Annotated in this window: 15 protein-coding genes; 12 read left to right on the forward strand and 3 right to left on the reverse strand. The window is 46.9% G+C overall.

Annotation, left to right across the window (positions count from 1 at the left end; genetic code table 11):
• Positions 1 to 87 precede the first annotated feature (87 nt).
• The 3 genes from ACK1LH_RS03610 to ACK1LH_RS03620 are packed head-to-tail and all read left to right on the forward strand — an operon-like array spanning position 88 to position 2,406.
• Positions 88 to 1,209: a GAF domain-containing sensor histidine kinase gene (locus tag ACK1LH_RS03610; protein ID WP_411334517.1), complete on the forward strand. Its 1,122-nt coding sequence runs from the start codon at positions 88 to 90 to the stop codon at positions 1,207 to 1,209.
• A 13-nt stretch (positions 1,210 to 1,222) separates the two neighbouring features.
• The gene (locus ACK1LH_RS03615) at positions 1,223 to 1,864 is read left to right on the forward strand and encodes a response regulator (protein WP_029285304.1); all 642 of its coding nucleotides are present in this window, start codon (positions 1,223 to 1,225) and stop codon (positions 1,862 to 1,864) included.
• Positions 1,865 to 1,878: 14 nt separating this feature from the next.
• Positions 1,879 to 2,406: an NADPH-dependent FMN reductase gene (locus ACK1LH_RS03620; protein ID WP_411334518.1), complete on the forward strand. Its 528-nt coding sequence runs from the start codon at positions 1,879 to 1,881 to the stop codon at positions 2,404 to 2,406.
• Between the two features lie 671 nt (positions 2,407 to 3,077).
• Here ACK1LH_RS03620 and ACK1LH_RS03625 read toward each other — a convergent pair.
• Together ACK1LH_RS03625 and ACK1LH_RS03630 are read right to left on the reverse strand one after the other, a co-directional pair.
• A complete protein-coding gene (locus tag ACK1LH_RS03625; protein WP_029567235.1) occupies positions 3,078 to 3,329 on the reverse strand; it encodes a YhdB family protein in 252 nt (83 codons plus the stop codon).
• A gap of 214 nt (positions 3,330 to 3,543) precedes the next feature.
• Complete coding sequence (locus ACK1LH_RS03630; RefSeq protein WP_411334519.1) at positions 3,544 to 4,197, reverse strand: M23 family metallopeptidase; 654 nt, start codon at positions 4,195 to 4,197, stop codon at positions 3,544 to 3,546.
• 204 nt (positions 4,198 to 4,401) lie between these two features.
• Here ACK1LH_RS03630 and ACK1LH_RS03635 point away from each other — a divergent pair, with 204 nt between their 5' ends.
• The 9 genes from ACK1LH_RS03635 to ACK1LH_RS03675 all read left to right on the forward strand — a co-directional run bounded on the left by ACK1LH_RS03635 (position 4,402) and on the right by ACK1LH_RS03675 (position 14,188).
• Positions 4,402 to 5,754 carry an acyclic terpene utilization AtuA family protein gene (locus tag ACK1LH_RS03635; RefSeq protein ID WP_411334520.1) on the forward strand — a complete coding sequence of 451 codons (1,353 nt, stop codon included), beginning with the start codon at positions 4,402 to 4,404 and terminating at the stop codon, positions 5,752 to 5,754.
• Positions 5,751 to 6,062: a DUF4387 domain-containing protein gene (locus ACK1LH_RS03640; RefSeq protein WP_411334521.1), complete on the forward strand. Its 312-nt coding sequence runs from the start codon at positions 5,751 to 5,753 to the stop codon at positions 6,060 to 6,062. Before ACK1LH_RS03635 ends, ACK1LH_RS03640 begins: the two co-directional genes overlap by 4 nt.
• Before the next feature lie 11 nt (positions 6,063 to 6,073).
• On the forward strand, positions 6,074 to 6,970 hold the full coding sequence (gene rbsK / locus ACK1LH_RS03645; RefSeq protein ID WP_411334522.1) for a ribokinase: 897 nt from the start codon (positions 6,074 to 6,076) through the stop codon (positions 6,968 to 6,970).
• Positions 6,963 to 7,862 (forward strand): ABC transporter permease, encoded by a 900-nt coding sequence (locus ACK1LH_RS03650; RefSeq protein ID WP_029285291.1) that lies wholly within the window; start codon positions 6,963 to 6,965, stop codon positions 7,860 to 7,862. The genes rbsK and ACK1LH_RS03650 overlap by 8 nt, the downstream gene beginning before the upstream one ends.
• Before the next feature lie 2 nt (positions 7,863 to 7,864).
• Positions 7,865 to 8,743 (forward strand): carbohydrate ABC transporter permease, encoded by an 879-nt coding sequence (locus ACK1LH_RS03655; RefSeq protein ID WP_029567239.1) that lies wholly within the window; start codon positions 7,865 to 7,867, stop codon positions 8,741 to 8,743.
• Positions 8,744 to 8,768: 25 nt separating this feature from the next.
• Entirely contained in the window at positions 8,769 to 10,226 is a 1,458-nt protein-coding gene (locus ACK1LH_RS03660; RefSeq protein ID WP_029567240.1) for an extracellular solute-binding protein, read from the forward strand.
• 126 nt (positions 10,227 to 10,352) lie between these two features.
• A complete protein-coding gene (locus ACK1LH_RS03665) occupies positions 10,353 to 12,458 on the forward strand; it encodes an ADP-ribosylglycohydrolase family protein (protein ID WP_411334523.1) in 2,106 nt (701 codons plus the stop codon).
• 15 nt (positions 12,459 to 12,473) lie between these two features.
• Positions 12,474 to 13,610: an ADP-ribosylglycohydrolase family protein gene (locus tag ACK1LH_RS03670; RefSeq protein WP_029283432.1), complete on the forward strand. Its 1,137-nt coding sequence runs from the start codon at positions 12,474 to 12,476 to the stop codon at positions 13,608 to 13,610.
• A gap of 119 nt (positions 13,611 to 13,729) precedes the next feature.
• Positions 13,730 to 14,188, forward strand: coding sequence for a hypothetical protein (locus ACK1LH_RS03675; protein ID WP_051827411.1), 459 nt, complete (start codon positions 13,730 to 13,732; stop codon positions 14,186 to 14,188).
• Between the two features lie 175 nt (positions 14,189 to 14,363).
• Here ACK1LH_RS03675 and ACK1LH_RS03680 read toward each other — a convergent pair whose 3' ends face one another.
• Complete coding sequence (locus ACK1LH_RS03680; RefSeq protein ID WP_411334524.1) at positions 14,364 to 16,265, reverse strand: alpha/beta hydrolase; 1,902 nt, start codon at positions 16,263 to 16,265, stop codon at positions 14,364 to 14,366.
• Positions 16,266 to 16,298: the final 33 nt, after the last annotated feature.

Genomic DNA, 16,298 nt, shown 5'->3' on the forward strand with positions numbered 1-16,298 from the left:
ACTCAAAATCAGTCACATTTACAAGGGAGCAGATGGGAAAAGATTGATATACTGGTTCTATAGACAACGCAGGTGAGGGTGAGGAAAATGGCTTTAGATGAAAAAAGGATTTTTGAGCTGCAGGCTTTGAAAACCATTGCTGAAACGCTTAATCAATCGAACGACCTTATTCAGATGCTGGATGATGTGCTCGGCAAGCTTTTAGATGTGACAGGTCTTGCGACTGGCTGGATTTTTCTGATCGACAGCGACAAGCAATACAGGCTTGCGTCATATCATTGCCTTCCGCATGCTCTTGAAGCATGCGGGAAAAAAGCGATGTGCGAGGGCGACTGCTGGTGCATCGATAAGTTTCATGACGGCAGGCTGAACAAAGCGGCCAATATTATTAACTGCAAACGCCTTGAGGATGCGGAGGAGTTTAAGTGGGGGGATACAAACGGCATTACCCATCATGCGACTGTTCCGCTTCGCACAGGGGATGAGAAAATCGGACTTTTGAATGTGGCTTCTCCTAATAAGACGCATTTTTCTTCAGAAGAGCTTGCTCTGCTTGAAGCTGTTGCTCTCCAAATCGGCACAGCCATGAAGCGCATGAAGCTTGTTGAGAATGAGCAGCGTCTGGCATTAATTGCAGAGCGCAACAGGCTTGCACAGGATCTGCACGATTCTGTTAACCAGCTGCTATTTTCCATCATGCTTACGGCAAGAGGCGCAAAAGAAATGACCCAAGAAGAACAGATGCAGGAGATGCTTACATATGTTGGCGACCTTTCGCAGGAAGCTCTGTCAGAAATGAGAGCACTGATCTGGCAGCTCAGGCCGCAGGGACTTGAAAACGGCATTGCCTCCGCTCTTATGAATTATGCGAAAGTGCTCGGCCTAAAGCTCCAAGCAGACATTCAAGGGGTCCAGACTCTGCCTTGCTGCACAGAAGAAGAGCTGTGGCGAATCGGGCAAGAAGCGCTGAATAACTGTAAAAAACATTCGGGAGTCAAAGAGGCGTCCATTTCCATATTCAGATGCAAAAACGAAGTAACCATGACAATTAAGGATCAGGGTACAGGGTTTTCTTACAATGAAAAACTCCCGCTTCCTTCACTCGGTCTTCAGGGCATGAGGGACAGAGCTCATAAGGTGAAAGGGTCATTTGCGGTCCGGACGGATATCGGCAAAGGAACCGAAATAGAAATCAGACTACCAATTTAGGGGGATACGGGCAATGGGAATTCGCCTGCTGATTGCAGATGATCATAAAGTCGTCCGCAGAGGATTGCATTTTTTTCTGAAAACACAAAAAGACATTGATATTGTGGGAGAAGCCGAAAACGGGCAGGAAGCCGTGGAGCTTGTCCGTTCCTTGAACCCGGATGTCATTTTAATGGATCTCTCCATGCCGGTTATGGACGGCGTTGAGGCAACGAAGGAAATCCGCACGTTCAACCAGGAAATCAAAGTCATCATCTTAACGAGCTATGCCGATCAGGACCATGTCATTCCAGCCATTCAGGCCGGTGCATCAGGTTATCAGCTGAAGGATGTCGAACCTGATGAACTAGTCCATACGATCAGGGAAGTGCTCAATGGGGAAAGCAAGCTACATCCAAAAGTCACATCCCACGTCATGTCCCACTTGATGCAAACGAATCAAAAAGAGCAAAAGCCATTGACACCGCTTACCAATCGGGAAAATGATGTATTAAAGGAGATTGCAAAAGGCAGGAGCAACAAAGAAATTGCAGCAGCTCTCTACATTACTGAAAAAACGGTAAAAACACACGTATCCAACATCCTTTCCAAGCTGGAGCTTGCAGACCGGACACAGGCGGCACTCTATGCGGTGAAGAATGGATTGGATGAATGAAAGGAAGATGAAACATGAAATTGCTTGTTATTAACGGAAGCCCAAGAAAAACTGGAAGAACGCGTCTTGCAGCTGCAGCGATTGCAGAAAAATCAGGAGCAGATCTGATTGACTTAAGCGTGCTGAATCTCCCGCTTTTTAACGGAGAAGAAGAGCAGGAAACCATTGAAGCAGTTAAGGAACTCAAAACGAAAGTCAAAGAAGCTGACGGAATCGTCCTTTTATCTCCTGAATACCACAGCGGGATGAGCGGCGCTTTAAAAAATGCGCTTGATTTTCTCGGCAGTTCTCATTTTGCCCGCAAACCTGTCGGACTGATTGCAGTAGCAGGCGGCGGAAAAGGCGGAATCAACGCTTTGAATAACATGAGAACCGTCATGAGAGGCGTCTATGCAAATGCCATCCCGAAACAGCTTGCCCTTGATCCGATTTGCTTTGATTACGAAAAAAGAAAGCTGCTTGAAGACTCTGAAGTCCTTGTTAATCAGCTGATTGAAGAACTGAAAATGTATGTAGATTTTTATGTGCAGAAACAAAAATAATCAGGAGGGGATTTGATCCCGCTCCTGTTTTTGTTTTGGCTTCAGAGCCCGAATCTGGCGTTGGACTGTTAGGCGCCTGATTCGGATTGTTAGACAGGGTATTTCGCTTGTTAGATGTGCAATTTGGATTGTTAGGCACTTAGTTTGGATTGTTAGCTCGATTTATGCCGCGAAATGAGCTCTTTTTTAAGGTCGAGCTGCCATTTTGATTACAAGGTTTTTAGAAAAAAGGCATTTTTGTCTTTTTTTACGGCTGACTGCGGATTATAAAGTTGTCAGGGCTAAACGGTCGGCTCCGCTTTTCTGCATTGTCCAGCTCCATCGCCCAACTCCTCGGCCAGAACGGCTCCGCCGTAAAAAGCAAACCCGGCTTTTTTCGTCGGATCCTTTTCTGTCCTTCGGAGCTAACCGGGCGATTCCGCTTTTCTCACTGTCCAGCTCCAGCGCTCAGCTCCTCTGTCAGAACGGAACCATCGGCAAAGGCAAAAAGCGCCTTTACCGCTGTTTCCTTATCTGACTCCCGGAGCTAAACAGCTGATTCCGCTTTTATACATTGTCCAGCTCCGCCTCCTAGTCCTTCTGTCAGAACAAAATCAATGAAAAAGTCAAACCCGGACTTTTCCATTGATTTCTTATCTGACTGCCAGGCCTGAACAGTCGGCTCCGCTTTTCTATGTCAAATAAGCATATTCCGCCTCTTCGTGCTCGTGGCCGGTTTCGACGGCGTGGTCTATATAGCGCAGGAGCGAGTAGAGTTTCTTTTCGACTTCTGCGTAGTTGTTTTCAAAGTTGTAGGCGTGCAGGAACTGCTCGATTCTTTTTGAGAGCAGGTCATCTTTTGTGCGCACCATCAGGATCAGCAGGTTGTCCCACTGCGAGCGGTGCGTGTAGTACAAGGCTTTGTCGTAATCGACTGTCTCCACATTCATTCCTCCTTTGAAGGAGATATGAATAGTGTATGTGGTTAGGGGGGCTTTTTTCTGTGTAAAAGTTGGAGGGGGCGAAGGCAGTGGGTGGGAGTGTTTTCCCGGGATAAAGATCCGGTGAGTTAAATGGTTCTGTTCAGGAAAAGATAAGTGCATAAGAACTTGCAGCCGGAATGGCCGCAAGTTCCAATTAAGAAAATGAAAGCCACAGTCAGTTGATAAATGGCAGGTCATCTTCAGACGATGACTGGTAGCCGTCATCGACAATCCAAATACTTTGGTTATCAGGGTCAGATACTTTTGTGTACAGGACACTCCGCGGTGAGAGGACAGTTCCGGCGGTGCCTGCTTTTATGATATTTGAACTGGAGGCAAGGGTTGGAGAGTACTGATAGTAAACCGTGTCTGTGTCGATTTCAAAATGCAGGTGAGCCCCGGTAGAATACTTTCCGGTGTTCCCGTAGTTGCCCAATCTGGAATCTTTCGTTACACGTGTTCCTTTAGAGACAGCGATTGAATCCAGGTGATTATATCTGAAAACCAAATCTCTGGTTTTCCCTGTAGAATGAATATAAGCATCTGGATATTTTACGATAACAGTATTGCCGAGTACGTTGTCATAGCCTGTTGCAAGGACTGTTCCGCTGCCGCTTGCCCATACAGCCCGGCTGCCTGATGAAGAAGTCAGGTCCCATCCATAGTGTTTGAATCCAAACCGCTGTTCATACTTCGCATTTAAATATCCTGCAGTGATATAGGCGTTGTTGACAGGCTGAATTAATTTTTGAGCCGCCGAGGCAAAAGAAGGGACCGAGAGCACCAGCAAAAAGACGAGAGTTGCGACACTGAATACATTTTTTCTCATTTTTTTCCTCCTTTGTATGATGGTACCTAATATAAAGAATATTCCGCCTGAAGTACACCGGAATTTTACAATCTGTAAAAAAAAGGAGTATTTTCCTGAGTCGTAAGGGCTGTGCATTCCTTCCGCCAAAAGCAGGTATCACTCATACAATGAAGAAGTCTACATATATTGAAAGTACCTAATAGATGGACAAGGGGGGATGAAATGGAAAGGGAGATACGAATTCTGTCGCCATGCGGCATGCTCGGGTACGGTTTTCCGCATGAGAGTTTCTTGAATGGACTGAGTTTGAAACCGCACGTGATTGCAGTGGATGCAGGTTCAACTGACGCCGGGCCGCATAAACTTGGCGCGGGAGTTGGAATTGTGTCAAGACGTGCTGCTAAACGGGATATCCAGCTGCTGATAACTGCAGCGATTGATCATAAGATTCCGCTGATCATCGGTTCTGCAGGCGGTGCCGGTGCAAAACCGCACGTTGAGTGGACAATGGATATTGTTCATGAAATTTTGAACGAAATCGCGGCTGAGCCGAGAATCGCCGTCATATGGGCTGATATTCAGCACCAATCTGTCATGGAGGCCCTTGAAGAGGACCGCCTGAAGAAAATGAGCCCGAATGTTCCTGATGTAACGGAGCAAACACTCAATGAAACCTATTCGATTGTTGCTCAAATGGGGCATGAACCTATCGTTCAGGCACTTGAGCAGGGGTGTGACATCATTATTTGCGGAAGGGCGTTTGATCCATCCGTCTACGCAGCAGCCGGCATCTTTTTTGGAAAAGATCCCGGCCTTTCGTATCACCTTGGAAAAATTCTTGAATGCGGAGCCCTGTGTGCAGAACCGGGAACCACGAAAGACTGCATTTTAGGCACGATAAAAGAAGATTCTTTCACGGTACAGGCACTGAATCCGTCCAGAATTTGCACTGCGGCAAGCGTGGCCGCCCATACCTTTTATGAAAAAGACCACCCATACCTCCTGCATGGTCCCGGTTTTATGCTGGATTTATCCGGGTGTACATTCCACGATGGGGGAAGCGGCATTGTAGAAGTATCAGGAAGCAGGTACATCCCGTCAAGTGAATACTGGATTAAGCTGGAAGGCGCACGCAAGACGGCATATAGAACTTTTGTGATTGCCGGTGTACGCGATCCGCTGCTGATTGAAAAAATCGAGGAAGTAGAAGAGGCTGTAAAACAGGATGTCTTGTGCCACTACAAGGAAATACCTGCTGACTCCTATCAGATCCAGTTTTACAACTACGGCAAAAATGCTGTTCTGGGCGAGAATGAACGGGCTGTTTTTTCGGGGCATGAGCTTGGCATCCTATTTGAAGTGACCGCTGTTACGCAGGAGATGGCGAGCAGCGTTTGTGCGTCACTCCGCTCTACGTTTTTGCATTATGGCTATGAGGGGAGAAAGTCCACGGCCGGAAACCTGGCTTTTCCTTTTGCCCCGAGTGATATTGATTTCGGCCCTGTTTATGAGTTTTCCGTCTATCATCTTATGAAACTTGAAAAAGAGCCGCCTTTTCGGCTGGAGGTTTTATGACATCACTTGGAGAATATGCAAAAATCCTCAGAAGCAAAAACTCAGGTCCATTTGAGATTACACTGGATGTTTTATTCAGCGACAAAGTGACCTACGATTATGTGAAAAATTCCGGTAAAATCAATAAGGAAACCATCTGCAGACTTTACCTCCTGAAAAAGGAGCAGCTGAAAAGCATTGTTTTTTATGATCAGGCACTGGGCTTTAAAGTGACGTTTTACAGAAACACTTCATCGGGGGCAGTCTTTGACCGCGATGTTTACGGTGCCCAGCAGCATGCGCCGCTTATGAACCTAGAAATAGATTAGGAGATTGAAAGATGAAGAAAATTGCTGTTATCGGAAGTTTGAATATGGATTTGGTCGCCGTTACGGAAGTGTCGCCAAAGATGGGAGAAACCGTATTCGGCAAAGACTTCAGCATGTTTCCCGGCGGCAAGGGAGCGAATCAGGCAACGGCAGCAGGCAGACTTGGAGCGCAGGTCATGATGTTTGGCACTGTTGGAGACGACGATCACGGGAGGTCCCTGCTTGCCGAGCTTGAGAAAAATCATGTTGATGCCGTGCATGTAGTTGAGCGGAAGGATGCACCTACAGGCTGTGCGCTTATTGAGAGCTGCAGAGGCCAAAACAGGATTATTGTGATACCAGGTGCAAACAGCAAAACAGATAAGAGCTACCTTGAGGATAAGATGGAAGCAATCCTTCAGGCGGATGTCATTCTGCTTTCCATGGAAATTCCATTGGCATCCATTGAATATGCAGCGGAAACACTCAGCCATCATGGGAAGACCGTCATCCTGAATCCGGCTCCGGCGGTTCCCATTCCGGAATCACTGATTGATAACACATCCTACATTCTGCCGAACGAGCATGAAGCCGCCATTCTTTTCAACATGCCGGAGGAAGAAGCGTTAAGGAAATATCCCAACAAGCTGCTGATTACAAAAGGAGAGCATGGCGTCGTCTATCATGACGGCGAAAAGCCGGTTCATATACCTGCCGCAGAAGTAAATCCGGTTGATTCCACAGGGGCAGGAGATACATTTGCCGGAGCGTTTGCAGCGGCGTCAGCGAAAGGGATGGTTCTAAAGGAAGCTGTTCAGTTTGCTGCAGCTGCAGCTGGCCTGAGCGTGGAAAAACACGGCGCACAAAGCGGCATGCCGACGGATAAAGAACTGGAGGCATTCAGAAGCAGGGGCAAAAGCAATGAGTAGAGAAAAGCTTGCCTTTATCAAGCGGGACTGGATTTTGTACGTGATGTTTCTGCCTGCGCTGATCTATTTCAGCCTGTTTCATATTGTGCCGCTGATCGGGATGAAGCTCGCCTTTCAGGATTACCGCATTATTGGTGACAATGTGTGGGTTGGATTGAAGCATTTTCGTGTTTTGTTCGATTCGCCCGCGTTTTTCACTGTGCTGAAAAATACGATTATCATCAGCACAATGAAAATCATTTTTGTTTTTCCGATTCCCATTATTCTGTCGCTTCTTATTAATGAAATCAGGCACGCTTCTTACCGGAAGTATGTTCAGTCTGTTGTCTACCTTCCCCACTTTCTCTCATGGGTTGTCATCGCAGGCATCTGGATCAGCCTGCTGAATCCGGTTGACGGGGGAGTGAATATTATTCGGAATGTATTCCAGCTTCCTTCGCTTGATTATATGACGAGCAAAGATCAGATTCGCTGGGTCCTTGTGTTTTCGGAAATGTGGAGAAGCGCGGGATGGGATTCCATTATTTATCTGGCTGCGATTATGAAAATCAGCCCTTCTCTTTATGAAGCGGCAAAAATGGACGGGGCCTCGGGACTTCAGCAGATGAGGTATATTACGCTCCCTGAAATGAAAAGCACGGTCATTACCGTATTCATTTTAAATCTTGGATTCTTTATGAATGCAGGCTTTGATCAGGTTTTTAACTTCATGAATGATTCAGTCATCAGTGTTGTAGATATTCTGGATACATATGTATACCGAATCGGAATTCTGAACGGTCAGTATGCATATGCGACCGCCGCAAGCCTTTTCAAAGGAGCAATTGGCGTTGTGCTGATCTTTGGAACACACTTTCTCGCCAAACGCCTGACCGGGAAGGGAGTGTGGTGAGGATGAAAACGATGAAATGGCCGGTCGTGATTCTATATACAGGTTTGTTTCTTGTGACGTTGACGATGATTGTGCCGATCCTGAACCTGCTGGCACTATCGCTGACAGCACCTGAAAACGCCCATAAAATGACCGGGTTGTCGCTGTTTCCGAAAGGTTTTTCTCTCGTAAACTATGAGATTCTTCTTTCCAATCCGCTGATTGTGAAGAGCTTGTTCAACTCCCTTTTTATCACTGCTGCAGGAACGCTGCTGAACCTTCTTTTGACAGCGCTTTCAGCTTATGTTCTGACAAGGAAGCGGCTGGTTGGAAGAAGACTGTTTATGGTGCTGCTCATTGTCATCATGGTGTTTGAACCCGGTCTAATTCCAGAGTACCTGGTGGTTAAAGACCTGGGACTGCTGGATTCTTACCTTTCTTTAATCCTTTATAAGGCAATTAATGTTTATTATTTGTTTATTATGATGCGGTTTTTCGAAGATGTGCCTGAAAGTATTCTGGAGGCTGCCAGGATGGACGGGGCCGGGCATTTAAATATCTTCTTCAGAATTATGCTTCCGCTCTCTAAGCCGGCACTGGCGACGCTTGGTCTTTTTTACGCCGTTTTTCACTGGAATGAGTTTTTCCGGGCTTCAATTTACTTGACGGACCCGGGGAAGTGGCCGCTGCAGCTCGTACTTAGGCAGTTTGTAGTGGAGAGGGACAATGCTTCGCTCGTCGGTGTACAGACCCTTCTTGAGTACAAAAGTGTGGCGAGCCTTGATTTTGCGTCGCTTCAGGCAGGCACCATCATCATTGCCATTGTGCCGCTTTTGATCATGTATCCCTTCATCCTCAAATTTTATGCAAAAGGTGCGCTTGAGGGCGGAGTGAAAGATTAACTTAAAAAAGAAAAGGGGAATAAACGTGAGAAAATGTCTTCAACTGCTACTTGCTGTCTTTCTTATCACGGCTGCCGGATGCTCTGAAAAAACGGAAACCTCTGAGAAAAATGAGGACGGGTCAACAACAGTCCGAATTGTCATGAAGGATGAAAACCCCTCAAATCCTGCTTCTGTCAAGTATTTTGAGGCGCTCGAAAAGGGATTGAAAGAAGATGAGAAGCTCAATGTGAAATTTGAGCTTGTTGAGATGCCGCAGGGCAATTACGCGGAAAAATTAAACCTGCTCCTTATGAGCGGGGATATACCGGATATGATTTATTTTCAGGGTGGAGACCAGCAGATAGCAGATCAGGATCTGCTTGAAGATCTGACGCCTCATATTGAAAAATCGAAGTACATTAAAGACAAACTCGAACCATGGAATAAGAAACGTCTTGAAAACTATCCGTACCTGCTCTGGATCAAGCCGCTGTCCCAAAAAACACCGGTGATCAGGGGTGACTGGTTTGACAAAATGTCTTCATCAAAAGCACTGATGGACGATCCGACGATTGACAATTACTATGCGTTCTTCAAAGAACTGAATACAAATCCTCCGGGAGGCGAGGGAAAGCCTTCGTACGCCTTTACAGCAGCAGGTGATATAGAAGAGCTGAATGCCATTTTCAACATGTCCTTCGGGCTCACTTCCTCCTGGTTGAAACAAGACGGAGGCTTTGTGTATCACAAGGTATCAGCTGAGGAAAAAGAGAAGCTGGCCTTTTATCAGAAGCTCTACAAAGAAGGTCTTTTGGATCCCGGCTATTTGACAAAAGAATGGGATACAAAAGAAAAGGCATTTTATGATGGCGAAGCAGGGGTAATTACCGGTACGGCAGGTAAAGTCATCGATATTTACAACGGGAAAATGATGCAGACGAACGGAGACGAAGCGGCAGTGAAAGTTCTTCCGCCGGCTAAAGGAAAAGGCCAGGGTTTCGGGGCTGCAGATGTGACAAAAGAAGCCCGCGGAGTTGCGATTTCCTCGCAATCAGAGAAAAAAGAACTGGCCTTTAAAATTCTTGATTACCTTGCAAGCCCGGAAGGACAGATGATTGACCGCCTCGGTTTTGAAGGGGAGCATTACACCACTGACAGCGGAGAAATTGACTTAACAGACACTTACTACGAGCAGTGGTTTGCAAGATTCTGGGAGCCGTCAGAATTCACGCCTGACATGCCGCTGAAAAAGCCGCTCCTGAGCAAAGAAGCAGAAACTTCACTGAAGCTTGTCAACGATTTCTATCAGGAGGATAACCTGTTTATTTTACCTGAAGAGTACATTGCAAACTGGGATGCCATGGAAAACCTCTATAAGGAATACTCCACAGACATCATTACAGGCAAACGCCCACTCGACGACTTCGATGCGTTCGTTAAAGAGTGGGAGGCTGCCGGTGGGAAAGAAATTACGGAATATGCGAATGAACAATTAAACTAATGTACCTCTTAATGAGAGATTCTATTTATAGAGTCTCTCATTTTTTAAGAAAAGCAGAATGATTGCCCCTCCCCAAACGTATGGTAGAAAGAATAGCTTGTACAGAAAACAGGGGAAGGGGAATGCATGTTGATTCCTGAAGATTATCTGGAGCGGGTATATGCAGGGTTTCTCGGCATGAATGCGGGAATAAGACTCGGGGCGCCGGTTGAGCCGCTTGAGTGGACATATGAACGGATACATGATGTGTACGGTGAGATAAACGGCTATTTAAAAGAGTATAAAGTCTTTTCAGCAGACGATGATGCGAACGGGCCGGCATTTTTTATAAGAGCCCTTTATGATGACGCGAAGGATCGGGAACTGACGGCTGAAGATGTTGGCCGTGCATGGCTGAATTATACCCGCAGCGGCATCGGAATGTTCTGGTGGGGCGGTGAAGGGATCAGCACGGAGCATACGGCGTATCTGAATCTTGAAAAAGGCATTCAGCCTCCGTATTCCGGTTCGGCAGAAAAAAATGGCCTCACGCTGGCCGAACAGATCGGCGGGCAGATTTTCGTGGATACCTGGGGACTGCTTTTCCCCGGAAATCCGGAAAAAGCGGCCGATTATGCAGCAAAAGCAGCGAGTGTATCACATGATAAAAACGGTATTTACGGGGCCAGGTTCATCGCGGCCTGCATTGCGGCGGCCTTCAATGCTTCGGACATTCACGAAGTGATCGCCAGAGGTTTAAAAACAATTCCAAAAGATAGCACGTACGCCAAAATTGCAGGCGAAGTCCTGGATTTTCATTGGGAACATCCGGGTGATTTCCGGGCATGCAGAGATTTTCTTGAGGTGAACTGGGGCTATGACAAATACCCCGGAGTGTGCCATATTATCCCCAATGCGGGAGTGTGCATCCTTGCCATGCTCTACGGAGAGGGTTCCTTTGCAAGAACCATTGAGATTGCCACGATGTGCGGGTGGGATACAGACTGTAATGCCGGAAAAATCGGAACCATAGCAGGCGTCCTCTACGGAACCCGCAGCATTCCTGATTATTACCGAAAACCAATCAACGACTCTATCGTCCTGTCCAGTGTCTCGGGCTATTTGAACATCATGGACATTCCTTCTTTTGCAAAAGAGCTTGCGCTGCTTGGCTGCAGACTGGCTGGGGAAGAAGCGCCGGACATGCTCGTGAAAAGCTATAAAAAAGAAAATCTCTATTTCGATTTTGTCCTTCCTGGATCGACTCACGGTTTTCAAACGGATTTTCCCTTTAAGCTTTTTCTCAGGCACTGCCCTGATATCGGCTGTATGACAAAGGGTTCACTTGAGATCTTCATTGACCGGATGATTGAAGGAGAGGCAGGAAAAGTATTTTACAAGCCGTTCCACCGCAGAAAAGAGTTCAATGACGAAAAATATAAGCCTGCTTTTTCTCCTAAAATCTGCAGCGGCCAGACTATCAGTATGAAGGTGTTTTCAGATAAATGGCAGGGGGAAGATGTGGTTTTGACGCCTTATGTCAGAAATACGTTTACGGAAGAGAATCTGAAGCTGCAGCCGGTCAAACTCGTCAATGGGGCCTGGAATGAGATTTCATTTATCGTTCCTGATACACACGGTGCGGTTATTGATGAAGCCGGATTTATGATAGAAAGCCCTTCTCATCTGCTTGAAAGGGCGTTTGGAAAACTCTATCTTGATGAATTTGAAGTCAGCGGAAAGGCTGATTACACAATTGATTTCAGAAAACAGGCAATGGAGTTTCAGTCCGTTATGCCTTTTGCCCATCATAAAGGCAAAGCAGTCCTTGAGAACGGCAAAATGAAATGCTCGTCTGATGAAGAATGTTCCTCGTTTACGGGGAACTATTATGCTCGGGATTATACGGTTTCAGCAGACGTGGAGCCGGTCAGCGGCGGCTGTCACATGATGATTGCCAGAGCGGAAGGTGTATACCGCCATTACAGGGCGGGGTTTGACGGCCATAACAAGGTGTCCCTGCATCTAATTGATTTTGGAGTGAAGAAATTGGTGGAAGTTCCTTATGAATGGAGTCATACCGAAACATACAGATTCGAGGTCACATGCACAGGCAGTCAGATTTGCTTTTCCATTAATGATGAAAAGATTTTTTCTGCAGAAGACAGCCGCTTTGCATCCGGCATGTTCGGTTTTTCTGTGCTTGGAAAAGGCGAGGCGCTGCTTTCGAATGTTGCGTGTAAAGAGCTGTAGAAGGAGGGAAAGGATATGAAGGCAAAGCTGCTTGATAAAATCGAAGGCGCCATTTACGGCGGGGCTGTCGGAGATGCGATGGGATCACCTACTGAAGGGCTTGTTCCGGCGGTCATCAGAGAGAAATTCGGAGTTGTGACAACCTTCCGGGAACCTGCAAGCAATGCCTGGAAGGAGCCTGGAAACATGCGGCCTCTTGAAAAGGGCAATGGCCATATTACGGATGATACGCTGATGGTAGAAGCGCTTCTCAGGGTATATGAAAAAAAGCAGAGACATCTGACAGCCTATGACATTGCTGAATGTCTTGTAGAAGAAATTGCAGAGCACAAGGTCTACATTCCTGAGCTGAAAAAAGAGGCACCTGTCATTACCCGTCTTTATTACCCGGAGCAGTATTTATTCCTGAGACACAGGCTTGCAAACGTAGATCCGCGTGAAGCTGGACAAGGCAACATGGTGAACTGCGGGGCGGCGATGTACATGAGTCCGGTAGGCATCATGAATGCGGGTGATCCGGAGCGTGCCTACCGGGAAGCGATTGACCTTGCAGGTGCCCATCAGACAAGCTACGGCAGGGAAGCTGCGGGAGTCATGGCAGCGGCCATTGCAGAAGCGATGAGCATGGATGCAAGCGTGCAGAGCATTCTCGCTGCAGCTAGAGATCTTGCCAAAGATGGAACAAAGCTTGCGATAGAAGCTGTTCTTGACGCGGCAGCGGGACACCTTGATGTTTTATCGGCACGTGAAGATATACGGACAGCGATGGAACCTTTTGATACCGTAAAATCCTTTTCAGACCGGAAAAAGCAGGGAAAAGGAAATGCGAACATTCCAAGCCGGATCCATGCCATTGAAGAGCTGCCAGTTGCTCTCGCTCTTTTTTCCATTGCAGGCGGCGACACAATGAAGACCATCATTGGCGGTGTGAATTACGGGCATGACGCTGATTCCATCGCAAGCATGGGAGGAGCCATTGCAGGAGCACTCTGCGGAGCGGCATCTATACCGGAAGAGCTCAAGGAGGAACTTGATGCCGTCAATAAGCGTTCCTTTAAACAGCTTGCCCAAACGGCCTTTAAGACGCTGACACCCATTTTGGAAAGTGACCTGGCTAGCCATCAAAAGCGATTTTCCCGAATTGGCAGGTAGGACAGCAGTGGTATTTTCCAAAATTCCTTAAGATTAACAGTAAATGGTTGTAAATAAACGTGTAATTCTTGTTAAGAGCGGGTAAAGAATAATACAAACTCATAGAAAGAGGTACAGCGATGAGACAACCTACCATTTACTTTCTGTCCTATTTCAACTCATGCAGGAGCTTAATAGCAGAAGCCTGGGCAAAGAAATTGTTCTCCAGTAAATGGCAAATTAAAAGTGCCGGCCTTGCCAAAACTCAAGTCGATCCTGTCTGTGTGAAAGCAATGAAAGAAGTGAACATGTCCATGGAAGACTCTGACTCTGAGAAAATTGACCTTGGCCTGTTAAATAAAGCGGATATCGTTGTTCAAATGTACGATTACAAACAGGAGAAAACGCCCCCTGTAGACGGGGAAACAGAGAACGTGCTTTCATGGAACCTTCCAAACCTTTCCCTTTACGCATTTGACAGCGAGGAGGAGGAGTTTGCCCACTACCAGGAGCTTTGCGATGATATCGCAATGAGGGTAAAGCGCTTGTATGAATCGATGGAAGGAAAACAAGCTGATCATACGGTTTCTGCTGTGTAAAAGTAAAAAAGCTTGGCGGATGCCAAGCGTACATAACCATTTTCCCGCTGCCTCTTTCATGGATATCTCCATTATCTCTCACAATCTCCACTCTTTTCTCTGGCTCGTTCCATTAATCTATATACCAAACAAGAACTGCGTCTGATGGACGCAGTTCTTGTTATTTTTTGCATTTTCAGTTTCCAGCACCCTGTTCAGCCGAAGACAAACCATTTTCAAACATATACATCAGTCCCTGTTCAAAGCCTGCTGCCCAGACGGACATGCCGTGCCCTCCGTTAACAATTCTAAGCTCCGCCGGGCTACCTGGTACAGGGCTCCATTTTTCAAAAGGCCTGTTAAATACATTGGATCTGTGAATCCGCTCATAGGACGTGACGGCCTGGACTTCCATGTTGTATCTCCAAGCGTCAGGTGGAAGGTCTTCTTTTTCGCTTAAATGGTTCCAGTCATCATCTCCCGCGATGATAAAAAGAGGTACTTCATGCGGCTGGTTTCCGTAAGTTTCGAGCGCCCGCGGATAATTCAGCTGCTCCCAGCGTTCCCGGTTAAAGGGCTCTCCGAATGAGCCGCGCTCAACTGCCCCTGACGTGCTTGGCGCTTCATCTGACTGAATGGCCGGACTCAGCAGGGAAGCAGCTCCAAACAGATCGGGGTACACAAGTGAATAGCGCAGGGCTCCGTATCCTCCCATTGAATAGCCGACAAGCCCGCGTCCGCTCCGGTCAGCAATGGTCCGAAACTGTGCATCAATTTCCTCCAGCAGGTCCTGTGTGACGGCTGTTTCCACATCACCGTATTTCTCTGAGTTCACCCAATAGCTGTTTCCCGTTACCGGCGCTGCCGCAATAACAGGTTCGATTTTTTTCTCTTCAATCATTTTGTCTAAAATCGGCCAGAATGAATCCCAGCTTTTTTCATTTCCATATGACCCGTGAAGCAGATAGAGAACGGGATAGCGTTTAGTCGGGTCTTTTCCGTATTCTTCCGGGGTGTACACAACATAGGACAGATCTTTTGATAAGCTGTCAGAGTGAAACGTGCGGCTCTGAACGGCTCCATTTTTTGAGCTTATATAATCATCCGGACGGTAGACAGGCGAGAATTCAGTGCCTTCCGGCTTGCCGAACATGTACTTGATACCTTCTTCAAACCCTTTCAGCCATACATCCAGCCCATGCCCGCCGTTTACAATTCTGAGCTCGGCCGGGCTTGATGGAACATCCTCCCACTTTGGAAAATCAAGACCGAACAGGTTTTTTCTGTGAAGCTCCTGATAAAGCTGCACAGCCTGAACCTCCACATTGTATTTATGCGCATCAGGAGGCAGGTCCTCTTTTTCACTCAGATGATTCCAGTCGTCATCTCCTGAAACGATGTACATCGGAACCCGGTGCGGCTGGCTGATGTAGTGGCGGATGGCTGCAGGATAATTGAGTGCATGCCATTCAGAGAGATCAAACGGTTCACCAAAACTGCCCCTTGTCACAGCCCCTGATGTAACCGGAGGTTCTCCATTTTGAATAGCGGGGCTCAGAAGAGTGGCTCCTGAAAATAAATCTGGATACATGAGTGAGTACCGTAGAGCACCGTATCCGCCCATGGAATAGCCTGAAATAAACCTTCCGCTGCGGCTTCTTTCTGTATTGTACTTTTTATCAATATGGGGAATGAGATCTTTAATGATAGCGCTCTCAAAATCTCCGTACTTTTTTGAATTTACCCAGTAGGAATTTCCGGAAGAAGGGACGACGGCGATGACAGGTTCAATTTCTTTTTCCGCAATCATTCTGTCAAGCGTTCCAAAAAAATCATCCCAGCTGTGTTCATTTCCTCCGCTGCCGTGCAATAGGTAGATGACGGGATAGCCGGCTTTCCGTTTTTTATCGTATCCTTCAGGCAAATAAAGTTTGTAGGTGAGTTTGTGGTGATGCGGGCGGTCATCCTTTTTTAGTGCTTTAGAGGCAATGGTTTCAACAACGGTCTTACTTCCGGTTTTGGATGCTTCGGGTGCAGACGGAAAGGCAATCATAATGACAGCAAACAAGATCAGCAGCAAAATTTGTTTGGTTTTCAAAAGCATTCCTCCTCTGAAATAAAGCAGATAATA

Origin of the sequence: Metabacillus indicus (genome assembly GCF_046603695.1) — a bacterium.
GTDB classification, from domain to species: domain Bacteria; phylum Bacillota; class Bacilli; order Bacillales; family Bacillaceae; genus Bacillus_P; species Bacillus_P indicus.

Excerpts from the sequence above, each read along its gene's own strand:
- ACK1LH_RS03610 (WP_411334517.1), top strand. The coding sequence starts at position 88 with ATGGCTTTAGATGAAAAAAGGATTTTTGAGCTGCAGGCTTTGAAAACC.
- ACK1LH_RS03640 (WP_411334521.1), top strand. The coding sequence starts at position 5,751 with ATGACATCACTTGGAGAATATGCAAAAATCCTCAGAAGCAAAAACTCA.
- ACK1LH_RS03650 (WP_029285291.1), top strand. The coding sequence starts at position 6,963 with ATGAGTAGAGAAAAGCTTGCCTTTATCAAGCGGGACTGGATTTTGTAC.
- ACK1LH_RS03615 (WP_029285304.1), top strand. The coding sequence starts at position 1,223 with ATGGGAATTCGCCTGCTGATTGCAGATGATCATAAAGTCGTCCGCAGA.
- ACK1LH_RS03655 (WP_029567239.1), top strand. The coding sequence starts at position 7,865 with ATGAAAACGATGAAATGGCCGGTCGTGATTCTATATACAGGTTTGTTT.
- ACK1LH_RS03620 (WP_411334518.1), top strand. The coding sequence starts at position 1,879 with ATGAAATTGCTTGTTATTAACGGAAGCCCAAGAAAAACTGGAAGAACG.
- rbsK (WP_411334522.1), top strand. The coding sequence starts at position 6,074 with ATGAAGAAAATTGCTGTTATCGGAAGTTTGAATATGGATTTGGTCGCC.
- ACK1LH_RS03665 (WP_411334523.1), top strand. The coding sequence starts at position 10,353 with ATGTTGATTCCTGAAGATTATCTGGAGCGGGTATATGCAGGGTTTCTC.
- ACK1LH_RS03670 (WP_029283432.1), top strand. The coding sequence starts at position 12,474 with ATGAAGGCAAAGCTGCTTGATAAAATCGAAGGCGCCATTTACGGCGGG.
- ACK1LH_RS03675 (WP_051827411.1), top strand. The coding sequence starts at position 13,730 with ATGAGACAACCTACCATTTACTTTCTGTCCTATTTCAACTCATGCAGG.
- ACK1LH_RS03630 (WP_411334519.1), bottom strand. The coding sequence starts at position 4,197 with ATGAGAAAAAATGTATTCAGTGTCGCAACTCTCGTCTTTTTGCTGGTG.
- ACK1LH_RS03635 (WP_411334520.1), top strand. The coding sequence starts at position 4,402 with ATGGAAAGGGAGATACGAATTCTGTCGCCATGCGGCATGCTCGGGTAC.